General features: G+C 68.5%; 19 protein-coding genes. 11 read left to right on the top strand and 8 right to left on the bottom strand.

Annotated elements, in window-relative coordinates:
* Window positions 1-4: 4 nt before the first annotated feature.
* The 5 genes from QE452_RS05010 to QE452_RS04990 all read right to left on the bottom strand — a co-directional run bounded on the left by QE452_RS05010 (window position 5) and on the right by QE452_RS04990 (window position 3,096).
* The gene (locus QE452_RS05010) at window positions 5-832 is read right to left on the bottom strand and encodes a pyrroline-5-carboxylate reductase dimerization domain-containing protein (RefSeq protein WP_309659761.1); all 828 of its coding nucleotides are present in this window, start codon (window positions 830-832) and stop codon (window positions 5-7) included.
* Window positions 829-1,329: a YbjN domain-containing protein gene (locus QE452_RS05005; RefSeq protein WP_125996056.1), complete on the bottom strand. Its 501-nt coding sequence runs from the start codon at window positions 1,327-1,329 to the stop codon at window positions 829-831. The genes QE452_RS05010 and QE452_RS05005 overlap by 4 nt, the downstream gene beginning before the upstream one ends.
* Before the next feature lie 85 nt (window positions 1,330-1,414).
* Window positions 1,415-1,678, bottom strand: coding sequence for an accessory factor UbiK family protein (locus tag QE452_RS05000; protein ID WP_309659762.1), 264 nt, complete (start codon window positions 1,676-1,678; stop codon window positions 1,415-1,417).
* A 22-nt stretch (window positions 1,679-1,700) separates the two neighbouring features.
* Complete coding sequence (locus tag QE452_RS04995) at window positions 1,701-2,252, bottom strand: TspO/MBR family protein (protein WP_309659763.1); 552 nt, start codon at window positions 2,250-2,252, stop codon at window positions 1,701-1,703.
* Between the two features lie 94 nt (window positions 2,253-2,346).
* Window positions 2,347-3,096, bottom strand: a complete 750-nt coding sequence (locus QE452_RS04990) for a TlyA family RNA methyltransferase (RefSeq protein WP_309730503.1) — start codon at window positions 3,094-3,096, stop codon at window positions 2,347-2,349.
* Window positions 3,097-3,291: 195 nt separating this feature from the next.
* On the opposite strand from QE452_RS04990, the gene QE452_RS04985 reads away from it, so the two are divergent.
* Window positions 3,292-3,957, top strand: a complete 666-nt coding sequence (locus QE452_RS04985; RefSeq protein ID WP_125994632.1) for an alpha/beta hydrolase — start codon at window positions 3,292-3,294, stop codon at window positions 3,955-3,957.
* A gap of 168 nt (window positions 3,958-4,125) precedes the next feature.
* On the opposite strand, the gene QE452_RS04980 is transcribed toward QE452_RS04985, so the two are convergent.
* Entirely contained in the window at window positions 4,126-5,619 is a 1,494-nt protein-coding gene (locus QE452_RS04980) for a replicative DNA helicase (protein WP_309659764.1), read from the bottom strand.
* A gap of 108 nt (window positions 5,620-5,727) precedes the next feature.
* Here QE452_RS04980 and QE452_RS04975 point away from each other — a divergent pair, with 108 nt between their 5' ends.
* The 7 genes from QE452_RS04975 (at window position 5,728) to QE452_RS04945 (ending at window position 11,691) form a co-directional block, all read left to right on the top strand.
* Complete coding sequence (locus tag QE452_RS04975) at window positions 5,728-6,210, top strand: UPF0262 family protein (protein WP_125994630.1); 483 nt, start codon at window positions 5,728-5,730, stop codon at window positions 6,208-6,210.
* Window positions 6,211-6,214: 4 nt separating this feature from the next.
* Complete coding sequence (locus tag QE452_RS04970; protein ID WP_309659765.1) at window positions 6,215-6,658, top strand: cytidine deaminase; 444 nt, start codon at window positions 6,215-6,217, stop codon at window positions 6,656-6,658.
* Between the two features lie 154 nt (window positions 6,659-6,812).
* Window positions 6,813-7,010 (top strand): preprotein translocase subunit SecE, encoded by a 198-nt coding sequence (secE, locus tag QE452_RS04965; RefSeq protein WP_125994628.1) that lies wholly within the window; start codon window positions 6,813-6,815, stop codon window positions 7,008-7,010.
* Window positions 7,011-7,023: 13 nt separating this feature from the next.
* Window positions 7,024-7,560, top strand: a complete 537-nt coding sequence (gene nusG / locus QE452_RS04960) for a transcription termination/antitermination protein NusG (protein WP_125994644.1) — start codon at window positions 7,024-7,026, stop codon at window positions 7,558-7,560.
* Window positions 7,561-7,841: 281 nt separating this feature from the next.
* The gene (rplK, locus tag QE452_RS04955; RefSeq protein WP_125994627.1) at window positions 7,842-8,273 is read left to right on the top strand and encodes a 50S ribosomal protein L11; all 432 of its coding nucleotides are present in this window, start codon (window positions 7,842-7,844) and stop codon (window positions 8,271-8,273) included.
* 4 nt (window positions 8,274-8,277) lie between these two features.
* On the top strand, window positions 8,278-8,970 hold the full coding sequence (gene rplA / locus QE452_RS04950) for a 50S ribosomal protein L1 (RefSeq protein ID WP_309659766.1): 693 nt from the start codon (window positions 8,278-8,280) through the stop codon (window positions 8,968-8,970).
* 225 nt (window positions 8,971-9,195) lie between these two features.
* Window positions 9,196-11,691, top strand: coding sequence for an alkaline phosphatase PhoX (locus tag QE452_RS04945; RefSeq protein ID WP_309659767.1), 2,496 nt, complete (start codon window positions 9,196-9,198; stop codon window positions 11,689-11,691).
* Window positions 11,692-11,739: 48 nt separating this feature from the next.
* Here QE452_RS04945 and QE452_RS04940 read toward each other — a convergent pair whose 3' ends face one another.
* Window positions 11,740-12,582 (bottom strand): oxidoreductase, encoded by an 843-nt coding sequence (locus tag QE452_RS04940; RefSeq protein ID WP_309659768.1) that lies wholly within the window; start codon window positions 12,580-12,582, stop codon window positions 11,740-11,742.
* A 102-nt stretch (window positions 12,583-12,684) separates the two neighbouring features.
* Between QE452_RS04940 and QE452_RS04935 the strand changes: the two genes are divergently transcribed.
* The 3 genes from QE452_RS04935 to QE452_RS04925 all read left to right on the top strand — a co-directional run bounded on the left by QE452_RS04935 (window position 12,685) and on the right by QE452_RS04925 (window position 15,681).
* Window positions 12,685-14,328 (top strand): thiamine pyrophosphate-binding protein, encoded by a 1,644-nt coding sequence (locus QE452_RS04935; RefSeq protein ID WP_309659769.1) that lies wholly within the window; start codon window positions 12,685-12,687, stop codon window positions 14,326-14,328.
* A complete protein-coding gene (locus QE452_RS04930) occupies window positions 14,325-14,786 on the top strand; it encodes a YaiI/YqxD family protein (protein WP_309659770.1) in 462 nt (153 codons plus the stop codon). The genes QE452_RS04935 and QE452_RS04930 overlap by 4 nt, the downstream gene beginning before the upstream one ends.
* A 115-nt stretch (window positions 14,787-14,901) precedes the next feature.
* The gene (locus QE452_RS04925; protein WP_309659771.1) at window positions 14,902-15,681 is read left to right on the top strand and encodes an SDR family oxidoreductase; all 780 of its coding nucleotides are present in this window, start codon (window positions 14,902-14,904) and stop codon (window positions 15,679-15,681) included.
* Window positions 15,682-15,684: 3 nt separating this feature from the next.
* Here the strand turns inward: QE452_RS04925 and QE452_RS04920 are convergent, their stop codons facing one another.
* Window positions 15,685-16,104 (bottom strand): Hpt domain-containing protein, encoded by a 420-nt coding sequence (locus QE452_RS04920; protein ID WP_125994620.1) that lies wholly within the window; start codon window positions 16,102-16,104, stop codon window positions 15,685-15,687.
* Between the last annotated feature and the right edge of the window lie 16 nt (window positions 16,105-16,120).

The raw sequence follows: 16,120 nt of genomic DNA, 5'->3' as shown, positions 1-16,120 counted from the left end.
CCGGTCAACCGCGTGCCGCCGCCGCCATCTCGGCATTGCGTCGCTCCGACGCCGTCAGCGTCGCGGTCAGCAGGCGTACCAGGGCATGGTCGGCGTCCAGCACGTCCAGGCCCTTGCGCGTCGAACCGCCGGGACTGGCGACCCGGTCCGCCAGCACGGCCGGCGACATGTCGGCCCCGGCCGCCATCGCCCCCGCCCCCGCCAGCGTCGCCACCGCGAGCCGGCGAGCCTGATCCTCCGGTAGGCCGAGCGCCGACCCGGCCGCCGCCAGCGCATCGGCGAAGCGAAAGACGAAGCCCGGTCCGCAACCCGCCAGCGCGGTCACCGCGTCGAACGACCGTTCGTCCGCGATCCATTCGGCAAGCCCCAGCGGCCGGGCCAGCGCCTCGGCTGCCTGACGCACGTCGGCTGCATCGCTCGGGCTGAACAAGGCGGTCACGCCCTGACGGATGGCGACCGGCAGGTTGGGCATCGCGCGCACCACCGCGCCAGCCGGGATGCGCGTCGCCAGCACATCCGCTTCCACCCCCGCCAGGATCGACACCAGCAGGTCGGGCTCAAGGCGCGCCAGCATCGGCGCGACGTCATCGAGTTGCTGCGGCTTGACCGCCAGCACCAAGGTCGCCGGTCGTTCGCCGGCCGGCAGGGCGGTCAGCGACCGGACGCCGGCCGGCGCCCCCTGCCCGCTGCGCGTCACCACCGTGACGGCGGCAGGATCCAGCCCGGCGGCGATCCAGCCACGCAGCATCGCGCCGCCCATGTTGCCGCAACCGATCATCCAGAGCGGCTGCGGGATGGCGGCCATGTCGGTCACGGATACGGGACCGCTCATGCCTCGCCCTGGGTTTCGACCAGCGCGGCCGCCAGCGCTTCGCGCGGGGACTTGCCGCCCCACAGCACGAACTGGAACACCGGATAGAAGCGTTCGCACTCCTCGATCGCCGACTCGACCAGTAGTTCGGCGGCGGTCAGCGACAGGACGCGATCGTCGCCGCCGTCGATCATCGCCGCGTGGCGGAACAGCAGGATGCCGCTCGACGACCAGAGTTCGAAATGGCCGATCCACAGCTGCTCGTTGACCAGCCCGATCGCCTCATAGACCGTCGCGCGACGATCGTCGGTGACCTTGATGTCCGGGAAGCACAGGAACTGGAGGACGCTGTCCTCCTCGCGCCACAGCGCGCGCAGCTCGTAGCTGGCCCAGCTTCCCTTGACCGTGGCGATGATCTCATCGTCATGCCGCTCATGCTCCCAGCCATGGGCAGCATAATAGGCCTCGAGCATGTCGATGGGGGCAGCGTCGTCGGCCTGGTCGTCGTGGTCGAGCATCAGCATCCTGTCGCACCGATCGCGGCGCGACGGAAGAGACCTCCGCACGCGCCCTCCTGGGACATCGGCACTCGATCGAAATTCATCATGCCGTGGGCAGCGGGTCGGCCGCCTTGGCCTCCAGCGCGTCGAGCCGGGCGCGCAGCGCATCGGCCTCCTCGCGCGCGGCGATGGCGATCGCCTTGACCGTCTCGAACTCGTCGCGGCTGACGAAGTCCAGGCCGCCGATCCAGTCGCGCGCGCGGGCGCGAGCGGTCGATTCCGCCTCGCGGCCCATGCCGGCGATGGTGCCGGCCGCGCCGTTCATCAGCTTGGCGAGATCGTCGAAGATGCGGTTCTCGGATTGCATGTCGAATTCCAATCGGCGGGGATTACAAGAGTTGGGAGCTGCGCGCCGCCGGCGCAACTGTCTCGGCATCAGGATTGCGCTGGTGGATGCTCCAGGTCAGCACCGTCGCAAAGCTGATCCACACCAGATAGGGCACCAGCAGCCACGCGGCCAGCGGCCGGATGCGCCCGAACGCGAAGGCCGTGGCGATGCCGATCACCACCATCGCGGAGATCAGCACCGCCGCCGCGACGATCCGGTGCGCGCCGAAGAACAACGGCATCCAGACGAGCGCCGCGGCCACGCCGATCGCGAACAGCGCGACCGCCGTCATCCGTCCCCGCGCGCCGCGCGCGTTCAGGATCATCGCCAGCGCCAGTCCCTGGCAGATATAGATAATCGTCCAGGCGACCGGGAACATCCAGCCGGGCGGTGTCAGCTCGGGCTTGGCGAGCGCGACGTACCAGCCGTTTTCCGACCCGGCCGGGACCGATCGCCCGGATGCGAAGCCCAGCAGCAGCATCAACGGCACGGTGACGACCGCCCATCGCAGATAGGATGCCCGCAACTGCCCCTTCGACGCGATACCGTTCACATTGGCTCCTGAGATCTTCGCACCGCCCATGTCCTGCCGCAGGATGAAGGACCAGTAAACCGCCTGTCCCGTTTTTCCCGGGCTTGGTCGCTCATTACCCTGCGTCAACGGGGGGATGGCGGGCGGAAATCAGGAATTCGACATTGCCTTCCGGCCCGGTGATCGGGCTGGCGACGATGCCCTCGACCGACCAGCCCTGCCCGCTCATCCATGCCGCGACCTCGTCGCAGACGCGTTGGTGGACGACCGGGTCGCGCACCACGCCGCCCTTGCCGACCTCCTCGCGCCCCGCCTCGAACTGCGGCTTGATCAGCGCGACGAGGCGCGCCCCCGGCCTGGCGAACGTCATCGGCCGCTCCAGCACCTTGGCCAGGCCGATGAAGCTGGCATCGCAGACGATCAGGTCGATCGATTCCGGGATATGGTCGGCGGTCAGGATACGGGCGCTGGTCTGTTCGTGAACGATGACGCGTTCGTCCTGGCGCAGCTTCCAGGCGAGCTGGTTGGTGCCGCTGTCGACCGCATAGACGCGCGCCGCGCCGCCCTGCAGCAGCACGTCGGTGAAGCCGCCGGTCGAGGAGCCGACATCGATCGCGACCTGCCCGGTCACGTCCAGCCCGAAATGGACCAGGGCATGGGCCAGCTTGATCCCCCCGCGCGACACCCAGGGATGGTCGCGTCCGCGCACGTCGAGCATCACGTCCGCCGCCAGCGCCTGGCCCGGCTTGTCGACCTTGCGATCGCCGGCGAACACCAGCCCCGCCATGATCAGCGCCTGCGCCCGCGCGCGCGACTCCACCAGTCCCCGATCGACCAGCATCTGGTCCGCGCGCTGCTTGGCCACCTTGTTCATGGATCGGCCATGACAAGCGCAACGCCCTACCGCAACCCGCCATCGCTCCGACGCGACGGCTATTGCCTATCGGCTTAGTAGGAATATGTTGCGGTCATAGGGTGTAGCGTCACGGCGGACCCTGACCGCCGGAGTCGCCCCGCCCCCTAACCCCGTCTTCGGGGCCCTGTTGTCGGGAGAAGCGCCATGGGTTCGTTCGCACCGTTCGAGACCGTCCAGCCGACGGTCGTCACCGTTCCCGGCCTGGGTGGCTCGGGTCCGTCGCATTGGCAGAGTTTGTGGGAAAGCAGCCGGGTCGACACGATCCGCGCCGAGCTTGGCATGTGGCACACGCCGCATCGCAACAGCTGGGTCAACCGGCTGGACGAGGCGATCCGCCATGCCCATGCGCCGGTGATCCTGGTGGCGCATTCCCTGGGCTGCCAGGCGGTGGCGTGGTGGGCGCAACTTAGCCCGCAACCCTATGGCTGGCCGGTGGCCGGCGCATTGCTGGTCGCGCCCGCCGATGTCGATCGCCGCGACGCGCCGGTCGAACTGACCGGCTTCGCGCCCGCCCCGCGCCTCTCGCTGCCCTTCCCGTCGATCCTGGTCGCCTCCACCGACGATCCCTGGGTATCGATCGAACGCGCCCACAGCATGGCGGCCGACTGGGGCAGCCATTTCCTCGACATCGGCGCGCATGGCCATATCAACGCAGCGAGCGGGCTCGGCCTGTGGCGCGAAGGGCAGGAACTGCTCGACCGCGTGATCGCCGCCGCGACGGACGGCCATGGCCATCGCCGCACCCCCGGCGACGCCCGCGCCGTCCTGACCGCCCGGCGCGCGGATCATGGGTCGGGGTTGCGGCAGTAAGGGTGGCGAGCGAGCGGCGTTTCCTTGCTACCTGTTCCCCGGCGAAGGCCGGGGCCCAGTTGAAAAGGTGGTTGTAACGGAACGCTGCCCGTCATCACCAAGGTTTCGTAACTGGGCCCCGGCCTTCGCCGGGGAACAGCCAGGGGGAAGGATTATCGATCCTCCCGCTCAATAGCCCGCATAATCCGAGAAGCGGGTGATGGTCGGGTCGAACTTCAGCACCACCTTGCCGGTCGCGCCGTGGCGCTGCTTGGCGACGATCAGCTCGGCCAGGCCATAGACGCGCTCCATGTCGCTGGCCCAGGCGGCGTGGTCCTCGAACACCTTGGCATTGTCGCCCTCGACCGGCCGCTTCGGCTCGCGCGCGGCGGTGTAGTAATCCTCGCGGAACACGAACCAGACCATGTCGGCGTCCTGCTCGATCGAGCCCGATTCGCGAAGGTCCGACAGCATCGGCCGCTTGTCCTCGCGGCTTTCCACCGCGCGGCTCAACTGCGACAGCGCCAGCACCGGCACGTTCATGTCCTTGGCCAGCGTCTTCAATCCGCGCGAGATCTCGGAGATTTCCTGCACGCGGTTGCCGTCGCCCTTGCCGCCGGCGGTCAGCAGCTGGAGATAGTCGACCACGACCAGCCCCAGCTCGTTGTTATGCCGGCGTTGCAGGCGGCGCACGCGGGTGTGGAGCGCGGAGATCGACAGGCCGCCGGTGTCGTCGATGAACAGCGGCAGATTTTCCAGCTCCGCCGCCGCCTGGGCGAGCTGGCCGAACTCGGCGCGGCTGATCTTGCCCATGCGGAGGCTTTCCGAGCTGATCCGCGACTGTTCCGCCAGGATACGCGTGGCGAGCTGGTCGGCGCTCATTTCCAGGCTGAAGAAGGCGACCTTGGCGCCGACCGATTCGGAGGGCGGGATGCCGTCCGCCATGTCGCGCATCCAGCGGCGCGCGGCGTTGAAGGCGATGTTGGTCGCCAGCGAGGTCTTGCCCATGCCGGGACGTCCCGCCAGGATCATGAGGTCCGACCGGTGCATGCCGCCGATCTTGGAATTGACCGAATCTAGGCCGGTAGTGATGCCCGAGACATGGCCGCCGCTGTTCAGCGCGCGCTCGGCATTCTTCACCGCCATGGTGGTCGCCTGGGCGAAGGTCTTGATCGAGCTTTCCGCGCCGCCGTCGCCCGCGACCTTGTACAGTTCCTCCTCGGCCAGTTCGATCTGGGCGCGCGGGTTCACCTCCTCCGAGGTGTCCATCGCCCGGTCGACCAGCGTGCGGCCGACCGTGACCAGCGCGCGCAGCATCGCCAGGTCGTAGATCTGCTGCGCGAACTGGCGCGCGCCGATCAGGCCGGCACCCGAGCCGGTCAGGCTGGCGAGATAGGCCGGGCCGCCCAGTTCGCGCATCCCCTCGTCCGCCTCGAACATCGGGCGGAGCGTGACCGGGGTGGCGAGCATGTCGTTGCTGCGCAGCGTCTTGATCGCGGCGAAGATGCGGCCGTGCAGGGGCTCGAAGAAATGGGCGGGCTCCAGCCGGTCGACCAGGTCGTCCGCCAGTCGGTTGTCGATCATCATCGCGCCGAGCATCGCGGCTTCGGCCTCGACGTTGCGGGGAAGCTGCTGCGGCTCGGCGGCGGCAGTGGTGGGAGTCGGAAAAGCAAGCGTGGCCATCGGCCCGCCGTAGACCCGGCCGCCCCCTCCCCTCAAGCATCCTGCGGCAAACCGCCGGTCGCGGCGCGAAAGATTGTCGTTCCGCCTCCGACCCTCTATCGCGGGGGCATGGCCGATCCGCGGATCATCGACATCGAACTGGACGAGCGCAGCCTGGGCTGGCGCTCCGCCGATGTCGAGCAGGAGCGGCGGATCGCCATCTTCGACCTTCTCGAAGACAACCGCTTCGCGCCCCAGCGCGAGCAGCCCGATGGCTATGCCGGCCCCTATCGCATCAAGCTGGAGCAGGAGGAGGGCCGGCTGGGCATCCACATGCACCGCGAGGACGGTTCGCACCTGGAGACGCTGGTGCTGGCACTCGGTCGGTTCCGCCGGCCGATCAAGGACTATTTCGCGATCTGCGACAGCTATTACGAGGCGATCCGCAAGGCGAGCCCCGCGCAGATCGAGACGATCGACATGGCCCGTCGCGGCCTCCACAATGACGCAGCCACGATGTTGCAGGAGCGGCTGGCGGGCAAGATCGAGGTCGATTTCGACACCGCCCGCCGCCTCTTCACGCTCATCTGCGTGCTGCATATCCGCGGATAGACTGATGACCGACGAACAATTGATCCAGGCCGCACGCGACGCGGCCCGCCATGCCCATGCCCCCTATTCGCGCTTCGCCGTGGGTGCGGCGCTGTTGATGGAGGGCGGCGACATCGTCACCGGCGCGAATGTCGAGAATGCGAGCTACGGCCTGTCGCTCTGCGCGGAGACGGTGGCGATCGCCACCGCCAGCGCCAGTGGACGCCTGCGCGAGATCGTCGCGGTGGCGGTGATCGGCGGCGCGATGGACGCCGAGGGGCGGCCGACCGGCACCCAGCCCGTCTCGCCCTGCGGCCGCTGCCGCCAGGTGATCAACGAGGCCGCGCAGCTGGGCGGGCGCGATCTGCCAGTGCTGTGCGGCGCGGCGGAGGGCGAGGCGATCGCCCGCTATCGCCTGTCCGAACTGCTGCCCGCCGCCTTCGGCCCCGGCGATCTGGGCATCTCCTGACGCCGACCCTTTCTCGCGCCTTGCCTTTCGCGGTTCCTCCGCTTAAGTGCATGGTCTATCCGACAGCGAGGATGGCGCCCCGCGCCGGTTTCCGTAAGGGAAGCGGCGAGTGGTTCCATGTCTCCCGATCGTGCAATTTCATGGGCTGAACCAAGTGGCGAAGACGACCCCTGTCGAGTTCATCAACCAGGTGAAGGTGGAGACCAAGAAGGTCTCGTGGCCGAGCTGGAAGGAAACGTGGATGACCGGCCTGATGGTCGTCATCATGACCACGATCCTGGCGCTGTTCTTCCTGGGCGTGGACTCGTTCTTCAACGCGGTGGTCACCGCCCTGCTCAAGCTCGCGCAGTAAGGACTGAATGACGATGGCGCGCTGGTACATCATCCACGCCTATTCCGGCTTCGAGGGCAAGGTTCGCGACGCGATCATGGCCGAGGCGACCCGGCTCGGGCTCGACCGGCTGGTCGAGCAGATCGAGGTGCCGACCGAGACCGTGACCGAGGCCCGGCGCGGCAAGAAGATCGCAGTCGAGCGCAAGTTCATGCCCGGCTATGTGCTGGCCAAGCTCGACATGAACGACCAGGTCTATCACCTGGTCAAGAACACGCCGAAGGTGACCGGCTTCCTGGGCTCGATGGGCAAGCCCCAGGCGATCAGCGAGGCCGAGGCCGCGCGGATGCTCAACTCCAAGGAGGAAGCCGCCGCCGCGCCGAAGACCAAGGTCAAGGTCGATTACGAGATCGGCGACGCGGTCAAGGTTCTGGAAGGCCCCTTCGCGACCTTCAACGGCGTGGTCGAGGCGCTGGACTTCGACAAGTCGAAGGTCTCGGTCTCCGTGTCGATCTTCGGTCGCGCCACCCCGGTGGAGCTGAACTTCGAGCAGGTCGAGCGGAGCAAGTAAGCGCCGCCGGAGGGCGGAGACGACGTGCTCCGCCGGCCGGCGGGTCGGCCTTGGCCGAACCCGTCAGACGACGCGGCATCTGCGCCCGTGTCGGTCGCCCCGAGTGAGAGGCTGACGCACGGGCTTTACGCCGCGTCGCATCCCCGCTAAGGGCCCCGCTTTCCCTATCCCGGCCGCGCCCCCGCGGCCAGGCGCATCCGTCCGCGGGTGCGATCGTTCGGGGGCAAGTGATCGCGGGAGGCCGGCATCGGCCGACAGCACCGCTAAACTGAGAGAGACACATGGCAAAGAAGATCACAGGTTACATCAACCTGCAGGTTCCGGCCGGCGACGCAAAGCCCGCCCCGCCGATCGGCCCGGCGCTGGGTCAGCGCGGCGTGAACATCATGGAGTTCTGCAAGGCGTTCAACGCCGCGACGACCGACATGGCCAAGGGGACGCCGATCCCCACCAAGATCACCGTCTATGCGGACCGTTCGTTCTCGTTCGAGACGAAGACCCCGCCGGCGACCTTCCTGATCAAGCAGGCCGCGAACCTGAAGTCGGGCTCGAAGGAGCCGGGCAAGGTGTCCGCGGGCAAGATCGCCCGGTCGAAGCTGTCGGAGATCGCCCAGGTCAAGATGAAGGACCTGAACGCGAACGACATCGAAGCGGCGACGAAGATCATCGAAGGCTCCGCTCGCGCGATGGGCCTCGAAGTGGTGGAGGGTTGAGATCATGGCCAAGCTGACCAAGAAGCAGAAGGCGAACAGCATCAACCCCGAGCAGCTGCACGGCGTTGACGAGGCGATCGCGCTCGCGAAGAGCAACGCGACCAGCAAGTTCGACGAGACCATCGAGGTCGCGCTGAACCTGGGCGTCGATCCGCGCCACGCCGACCAGATGGTCCGCGGCGTCGTCAACCTGCCCAAGGGCACCGGCAAGACCGTGCGCGTCGGCGTGTTCGCGCGCGGCCCCAAGGCGGACGAGGCTCGTGAGGCCGGTGCCGACGTGGTCGGCGCCGAGGACCTGATGGAGCAGATCCAGGGCGGCAAGATCGACTTCGATCGCTGCATCGCGACCCCGGACATGATGGGCGTCGTCGGTCGCCTCGGCAAGGTGCTGGGCCCCAAGGGTCTGATGCCGAACCCGAAGCTGGGCACCGTGACGATGAACGTCGCGCAGGCGGTCAAGGACGCCAAGTCGGGTCAGGTCGAGTATCGGGTCGAGAAGGCCGGCATCATCCACAGCGGCATCGGCAAGGCGTCGTTCCCCGCCGAGGACCTGCGCGCGAACTTCGACGCGCTGGTCGACGCGGTGGTGAAGGCCAAGCCGTCGGGCGCCAAGGGCAAGTATGTCCGCAAGGTCGCGATCTCCTCGACCATGGGCCCGGGCATCAAGGTCGACACGGCGGAAGTCGCCGGGGCCTGATCCCCAAGCTGCGGTCCGTACAGACCGACAGGAAGAAGGCCGGGGGAAACCCCGGCCTTTTTTATTGTCCCCTGCGGTCGCCATCGGAACTGACGCACCTGTCATGCAAGCGTCATCACTTTGACATGGATGCGCCATTGCGGTGCAATCACGGCGACATGCTTTGTCGCCACTGACGTCCCCGCACATGCCGGGCCACGCCGGCCAATCCCCGGGGGACGTTTCATGAAATCACCGTTCAGCACCATCGCCGGCTATGACGATGGCGAGATCGACACCAACCGCAGCGCCAACCCCCATCTCAACGACCTGATCGAGCAGCGCTATTCGCGCCGTCAGGCGCTGATGGGTGGTCTGTCGGCGGCGGGCGCGGCGGTGTTCGGTGGCATGTTGCTGAGCGCGTGCGGCGATGACGACGCCAATAAGCCGCTGTCGATCAGCGCAGGCGAGGCTGCGACCACCACGGCGGGCCGCACCGTCACGCTGACCGGCCAGACGCAGTTCGGCGCGCGCGACCTCGCCTGGCGTCAGGTAAGCGGCCCCGCCGTCACCCTGACCAGCACCGGGGTCAACAGCATCAGCTTCACCGCGCCCGGCGTGAGCGCCGCGACGCCACTGGTCTTCGCCTTCACCGCCGCCAGCGACACGGGCGTGAAGAGCGAGGCGCAGACCACGGTCACCGTCAACCCCGCCGTGCTGGGCTTCACCGCCGTGGCCAAGGGCCTGGGCGACACGGTGGTGGTGCCGAGCGGCTACAACGTCACCGTCCTCTACCGGCTGGGCGATCCGCTCGCCTCCAGTGTCACGGCCTATGCCAATGACGGCACCGACACCAATTTCGCGCAGCGCGCCGGCGATCATCATGACGGCATGAGCTATTTCGGTCTGGCGGCGTCGGGCAGCACGCCCGACGCCGCCAACAGCAATCGCGGCCTGCTGGTGCTCAACCACGAGAATATCACCGCCGCCTATCTCCACCCCAATGGCCCGACCAGCAGCAACGGCGCACGGCCCGAAGCGGAGGCGATCAAGGAGATCGAGGCGCATGGCGTCTCCGTGGTCGAGGTGAGCAAGTCCAGCAGCGGCACTTGGACCTATGTCCAGTCGTCCGCGCTCAACCGCCGCATCACCCCCAACACGCCGATGCGCTTCAGCGGCCCGGTGGCGGGCAGCGCCCTGCTCCGCACCGCCTATTCGCCGGACGGCACCAGCGGTCGCGGCACGATCAACAATTGCGCCAACGGCACGATGCCGTGGCACACCTATCTGACCAACGAAGAGAATTGGGCCGGCTATTTCCGGCGCAACGTGGGCGACGCCGCGGTGCGCAGCACGGTCGGCATGGCGAAGGAGAATGTCTCGCTCGCCCGCTATGGTATCTCAGAGGGACGCACCGGCAATAATGGCTGGACCACGGTCACGCCCGCGACCGCCGGCAACACCGTCTTCTCGCGCTGGAACGCGACCGCCGACGCCACCCAGGCGGCGGACGGCAGCGGCGATTTCCGCCACGAACCCTTCCAGTTCGGCTGGGTGGTCGAGATCGACCCGTTCAATCCCGGCTCGACCCCGCGCAAGCGCACCGCGCTCGGCCGCATGAACCATGAGGGCTGCCAGGTCGGCCGCACCATCGCGGGCGTCCGCCCCGCCTTCTACATGGGCGACGACGCGCAGAACGAATATATCTACAAGTTCGTGTCCGCCACGCCCTGGTCGGCGGCGGATGCCGATGCCAGCGACCGTCTGGCGGTCGGCGACAAATATCTGAACACCGGCACGCTCTATGTCGCCCGCTTCAACGCGGACGGCACCGGCCAATGGCTGCCCCTGGTGTTCGGGCAGAACGGCCTGACCAGCAGCAACGCCAGCTATCCCTTCGCCGACCAGGCCGATGTGCTGGTCAACACCCGCCTTGCCGCCGACGTACTGGGCGCGACCAAGATGGACCGGCCGGAATGGACCGCCGTCAACCCGGCGACCGGCGAGATGTACTGCACGCTGACCAACAACGGCTCGCGCCGCCCGGTCGCCAGCGGATCGCGGACCGGCGTCGATGCCGCCAATCCGCGTGCCTATGTCGACCCCAAGACGACCGGCGGCTCGACCACCGGCAATGCCAACGGCCACGTCATCCGCCTGCGCGAGAGCGGCGACACGTCCGAAGCCATGAGCTTCGCCTGGGACATCTACGCCTTCGGCGCCGGGTCGGACCTGGATGCGACCAACATCAACCTGTCGGGGCTGGACGCGACCAACGACTTCTCCTCGCCGGACGGCATGTGGTTCGGCCTGTCCAGCAACGTCACGGGCCAGGGGACGCCGCTGCTCTGGCTCCAGACCGATGACGGCGCCTTCACCGACCAGACCAATTGCATGATGCTGGCGGCGATCCCCGGTACGGTCGGCGATGGCGGCACCCGATCGGTCACCAGCACCGTCGACGGCAGCAGCGCGACCGTCACCACCCGCATCGGCAAGACGCCGGGCACCACCCTGCGTCGCTTCCTGGTCGGACCCAAGCAGTGCGAGATCACCGGCATCCACTCGACGCCGGACGGCACCTCGCTGTTCGTCAACATCCAGCATCCGGGCGAGGACGGCAACGCCCGTTCGATCAGCAGCAACTGGCCGGCCAGCCAGACGGGCACCGCCGCCGGCAGCCGCCCGCGGTCCGCGACGATCGTCATCACCCGGACTGACGGGGGTATCGTCGGCCTGTAAGGACGGCGACGGGAGGGCGGCCGGGTCGCCCTCCCCCGATCCCGCAGCTTATTCGGGAAAGTCGGTCGCGATCGCTGCCTCGCGCCGCGCCTCGATCTCCTTCAGGCGGCGACGCAGCCGCTCGGTGACCTGGTCTATCCCCCAGGCCCCCAGCACCATATGCCGTGGCGGTTCGGCCTCCTCCGCCAGGGAGATGATCGCCGCGGCGGCCCGCTCCGGGTCTCCCGCCTGCCGGCCGCTGACCGAGCGCGTGCTCTCCATCCGCTGCCCGACGGTCGCCTGATAGGCATCGATCCCCACCGGCGTCTGCCGCAGCGAGCGCCCGGCCCAGTCGGTGCGGAACGGCCCCGGCTCGACACAGGTGACATGGAGGCCGAGCGGCGCGACTTCGGCGGCCAGCGCATCGGACCAGCCCTCGACCGCATGTTTGGACGCGGCATAATAGCCCGAGCCCGGAAAGCCGACGAGGCCCGCGACCGAGGTGATGTTGATGACATGCCCGCCGCCCTGTGCGCGCATCAGCGGCAGCACGGCGCGGGTCAGCGCGAACAGGCCGAACACATTCGCGTCGAACTGTGCCCGGATCTCCGCATCCTCGCCCTCCTCGATGCTGGCCTGATAGCCATAGCCGGCATTGTTGACGAGAACGTCGACCCGCCCAAACCGCTCGCGCGCCGCGTCGACCGCCGCCGCGATCTGCGCGTCGTCCGTGACGTCGAGCGTCAGCGGCAGCAACCGGTCGGAGGCGCTCTCCAGATCGGCGACTCGCGCCACGTCGCGCGCGGTGGCCACCACCCGCTCGCCGCGCGCCAGCACCGCCTCTGCCAGCGACCGGCCGAAACCGGTCGAACAGCCGGTGATGAACCACACCGGGTCTTGCGCTAACGCCATGATCGCTCTCCATATATTTGGGTAGGTCGAGGTGCGAATGCGCCAGTCCCATGCCGGTTCCGGGCGGCTATCCGTTCCCATCCGCCCACGCTATGACCGGGCATGACCAGCAGAACCGGCGGCCGCCTCCTTGTCGACCAGCTCCTCGCGCAAGGATGCGAGCGTATCTTCACCGTGCCCGGCGAGAGCTTCCTCGCCGTGCTCGACGCGCTGCACGACACGCCGGCGATCGACCTGGTGGTCTGCCGGCAGGAGGGCGGCGCGGCGTTCATGGCCTGTGCCGACGGCACGCTGACGGGGCGGCCCGGCATCGCCTTCGTCACGCGCGGCCCGGGCGCGACCAATGCCTCGATCGGCGTGCATGTCGCGATGCAGGACTCGCAGCCGATGATCCTGTTCATCGGCGATGTCGATCGCGGCACCCGTGACCGCGAAGCCTTTCAGGAGGTCGACTTCCAAGCGATGTTCGCGCCGCTGTGCAAATGGGCGGCGCGAATCGACGATGCCGCGCGCATCCCGGAATATATCGCGCGCGCCTATGCCACCGCGATGAACGGACGGCCGGGCCCGGTGGTGCTGGCGCTGCCGGAGGACATGCTGATCGATCAGGTCGAGGCGCTCGACCGGCCCCGTATCGAGCGGACCACGCAAGCCTGCGACCCCGCCGCGCTTGCGGATCTGGGGGCGCTGGTCGAGCGCGCCGAACGGCCGCTGATGCTGGTCGGCGGTGCCGGCTGGACCGAGGCGGCCGGACACACGGTCGCCGACTGGGCGGCGCGACGCGGCATACCGGTCGCCTGCGCCTTCCGCCGCCAGGACGCGATCGACAACCAGTCGCCCGCCTGGGCCGGCAATCTCGGCTATGGCCCCAATCCCGCATTGGTCGCCCGAGTCCGGGCCGCAGACCTGCTGATCGTCGCCGGCCCGCGGCTCGGCGAGGCGACCACCGATGGCTATGTGCTCGTCACGCCGGATCATCCCGGACAGACCCTGGTGCATGTCCATCCCGACCCGGAGGAACTGCATCGCACCTATCGCACCGATCTGGCGATCTGCGCCGGCATGGAGGCGTTCGGCGCGGCCCTGCAGAGCGTGGACGGCCGTAGCTTCACCGATGGCGCGGCGGCGCATGAGGCCTATCGAAGCTGGAGCGAGCCCGTGCCGCGTGCCGGGGTCGCGCTCGATCTGGGCCAGTGCGTCGGCACGATGCGCGACACGCTTCCGGCTGATACGATCATCTGCAACGGCGCGGGCAATTACAGCGGCTGGTGGCATCGCTACTGGCGCTATGCCGGGCCGGGTACGCAGCTGGCCCCCACCGCCGGGGCGATGGGCTATGGCCTGCCCGCCGCCGTCGCCGCCAGCCTCCGTCATCCGGGGCGCAGCGTGGTCGCGCTGGCGGGCGATGGCTGTTTCCTGATGAACGGGCAGGAACTGGCGACCGCCGTGCAGACGGGCGCATCGATCCTGGTGATCGTCGTCGACAATGGCGCCTATGGCACGATCCGGATGCATCAGGAGCGCGAATTTCCTGGCCGGATCAGCGGCACCCGCCTCGCCAATCCGGACTTCGCCGCGCTCGCCCGCGCCTATGGGGCGTGGGCGGAGACGGTGGAGACGACCGATGCCTTCGGCCCCGCCCTCGCCCGCGCGCAGGGGGAAACGGGCGTCCGCCTGCTCCACCTGAAGACGCAGGTCGAGGTCATCACCCCGGCGGCGATGCTGAGCGATATCGCCCGGCGATGATCCGTATCCTGGTCGATGCCGATGCCTGCCCGGTCAAGGACGAGATCTACCGGGTGGCGCTGCGACACGGGGCAGCCGTGGTCGTGGTCAGCAATGCCCGACTGCGCATCCCCGATCATCCCCTCATCACCCGTCAGGTGGTAAGCGAGGCCTTCGATGCGGCGGACGACTGGATCGCCGAGCAGGCGGGCAACGCCACTATCGTCGTCACCGCCGACATATTGCTCGCCGACCGGGCCCTGAAGGCGGGCGCGGCGGTGATCGCGCCCAATGGCCGCCCCTTCACCACCGCCTCGATCGGCAGCGCGATCGCGACGCGGGCGATCATGGCCGATCTGCGCGCCGGCGGAGACGTGATCGGCGGGCCGCCGCCGTTCCAGAAGAGCGACCGCTCCCGCTTCCTGTCCGCCCTGGACGAGGCGCTGGTGCGGCTTGCCCGGACGATCCGCCAGGCATAGGCTCGGACCTCGTTCAGGAGCCTTCGACATGAACCAGCATCGCCGCTGACGCGGACCGAGCCAGTATCGGCGGTTGCGCATCGCCGGTCGGGTTTTCATGGACAAGGCGAATATCATGCAAAGACTGACGGGAAAGACCTGCGTCATCACCGGCGCGGCGCGCGGGATCGGCCGTGCCATCGCGGCGCGTTTCCAGGCGGAGGGCGGCAACGTCATCCTCACCGACATGGATGCGGAGGCGGGTGTGGCGGCCGCCGAGTCGATCGGCGCGCGCTTCCTACCGCTCGACGTGGGCGAGGAAGCCGAGTGGCGGCGGCTGGCAGAGGCGGTGCCGGTCGCGGATGTGGTGGTCAACAATGCCGGCATCACCGGCTTCGAACGGGGAATGGTGCCGCACGATCCCGAACATGCCAGCCTCGCCGACTGGCGGGCCGTGCACCGCGTCAATCTGGACGGCACGTTCCTCGGCTGCCGCTATGCGATCGGCGCGATGAAGGCGCGCGGCGACGGCTCGATCATCAATATCTCGTCGCGATCGGGGATGGTCGGCATTCCCGGCGCGGCCGCCTATGCCGCGTCCAAGGCGGCGATCCGCAACCATAGCAAGACGGTGGCGCTCTATTGCGCGCAGCAGGGCTGGCGCATCCGCTGCAATTCGATCCACCCCGCCGCGATCCTGACGCCTATCTGGGAGCCGATGCTGGGCGACGGTCCGGATCGCGAGGAGCGGATGGCGGCGCTGGTCGCGGATACGCCGCTCAAGCGGTTCGGGACGGTGGGCGAAGTGGCGGCGGTGGCGGCGATGCTCGCCTCGGACGAGGCGACCTATGTGACGGGTACGGAAGTGACGATCGATGGCGGCCTGCTCGCCGGATCGGCGGCGACGCCGGGATAGGCGTCAGGCGATCTTGCGCCCGAACCCCCCGCCCCCCAGCGGCCGGCGGGGGACCGGCGGGCTCGCCTCGCGTTCGAGCAGCGTCAGCGTCTGTTCGAACAGCGGCCGCAGTCGCGTGACCGCCGGCAGCGCCGCCTCGCACGTCTCCTGCGCCTCGACACAGTCGCGGCCGATCACCTCGATCTCCTCCGCCAGCGTCGCGAGCGGCAGCGCGCCGAACTGGCGCGCCTCGCCCTTCAGCGTATGCGCGGGGATGACCAGCCCCGCCGCGTTCAGCCCCCGCATCGCCAGCTCGATCGCGGCGACCGATTTCACTCCGTCCTCGCGGAAATACCCCAGGATGCGGACGAAGCCGGTCCCCAACTCGGCCCGCGTCGCGAAAAAGGCAGGCCAATCGACCAGCGTGCTACCCTCGAACGACAATGTCTTGGCTCCACCG

This window comes from Sphingomonas sp. SORGH_AS_0438, from assembly GCF_031453475.1.
Lineage (GTDB): Bacteria > Pseudomonadota > Alphaproteobacteria > Sphingomonadales > Sphingomonadaceae > Sphingomonas.
Note: the sequence above shows the minus strand (reverse complement) of the source record. Positions and strands in the feature narration are given on the sequence as shown.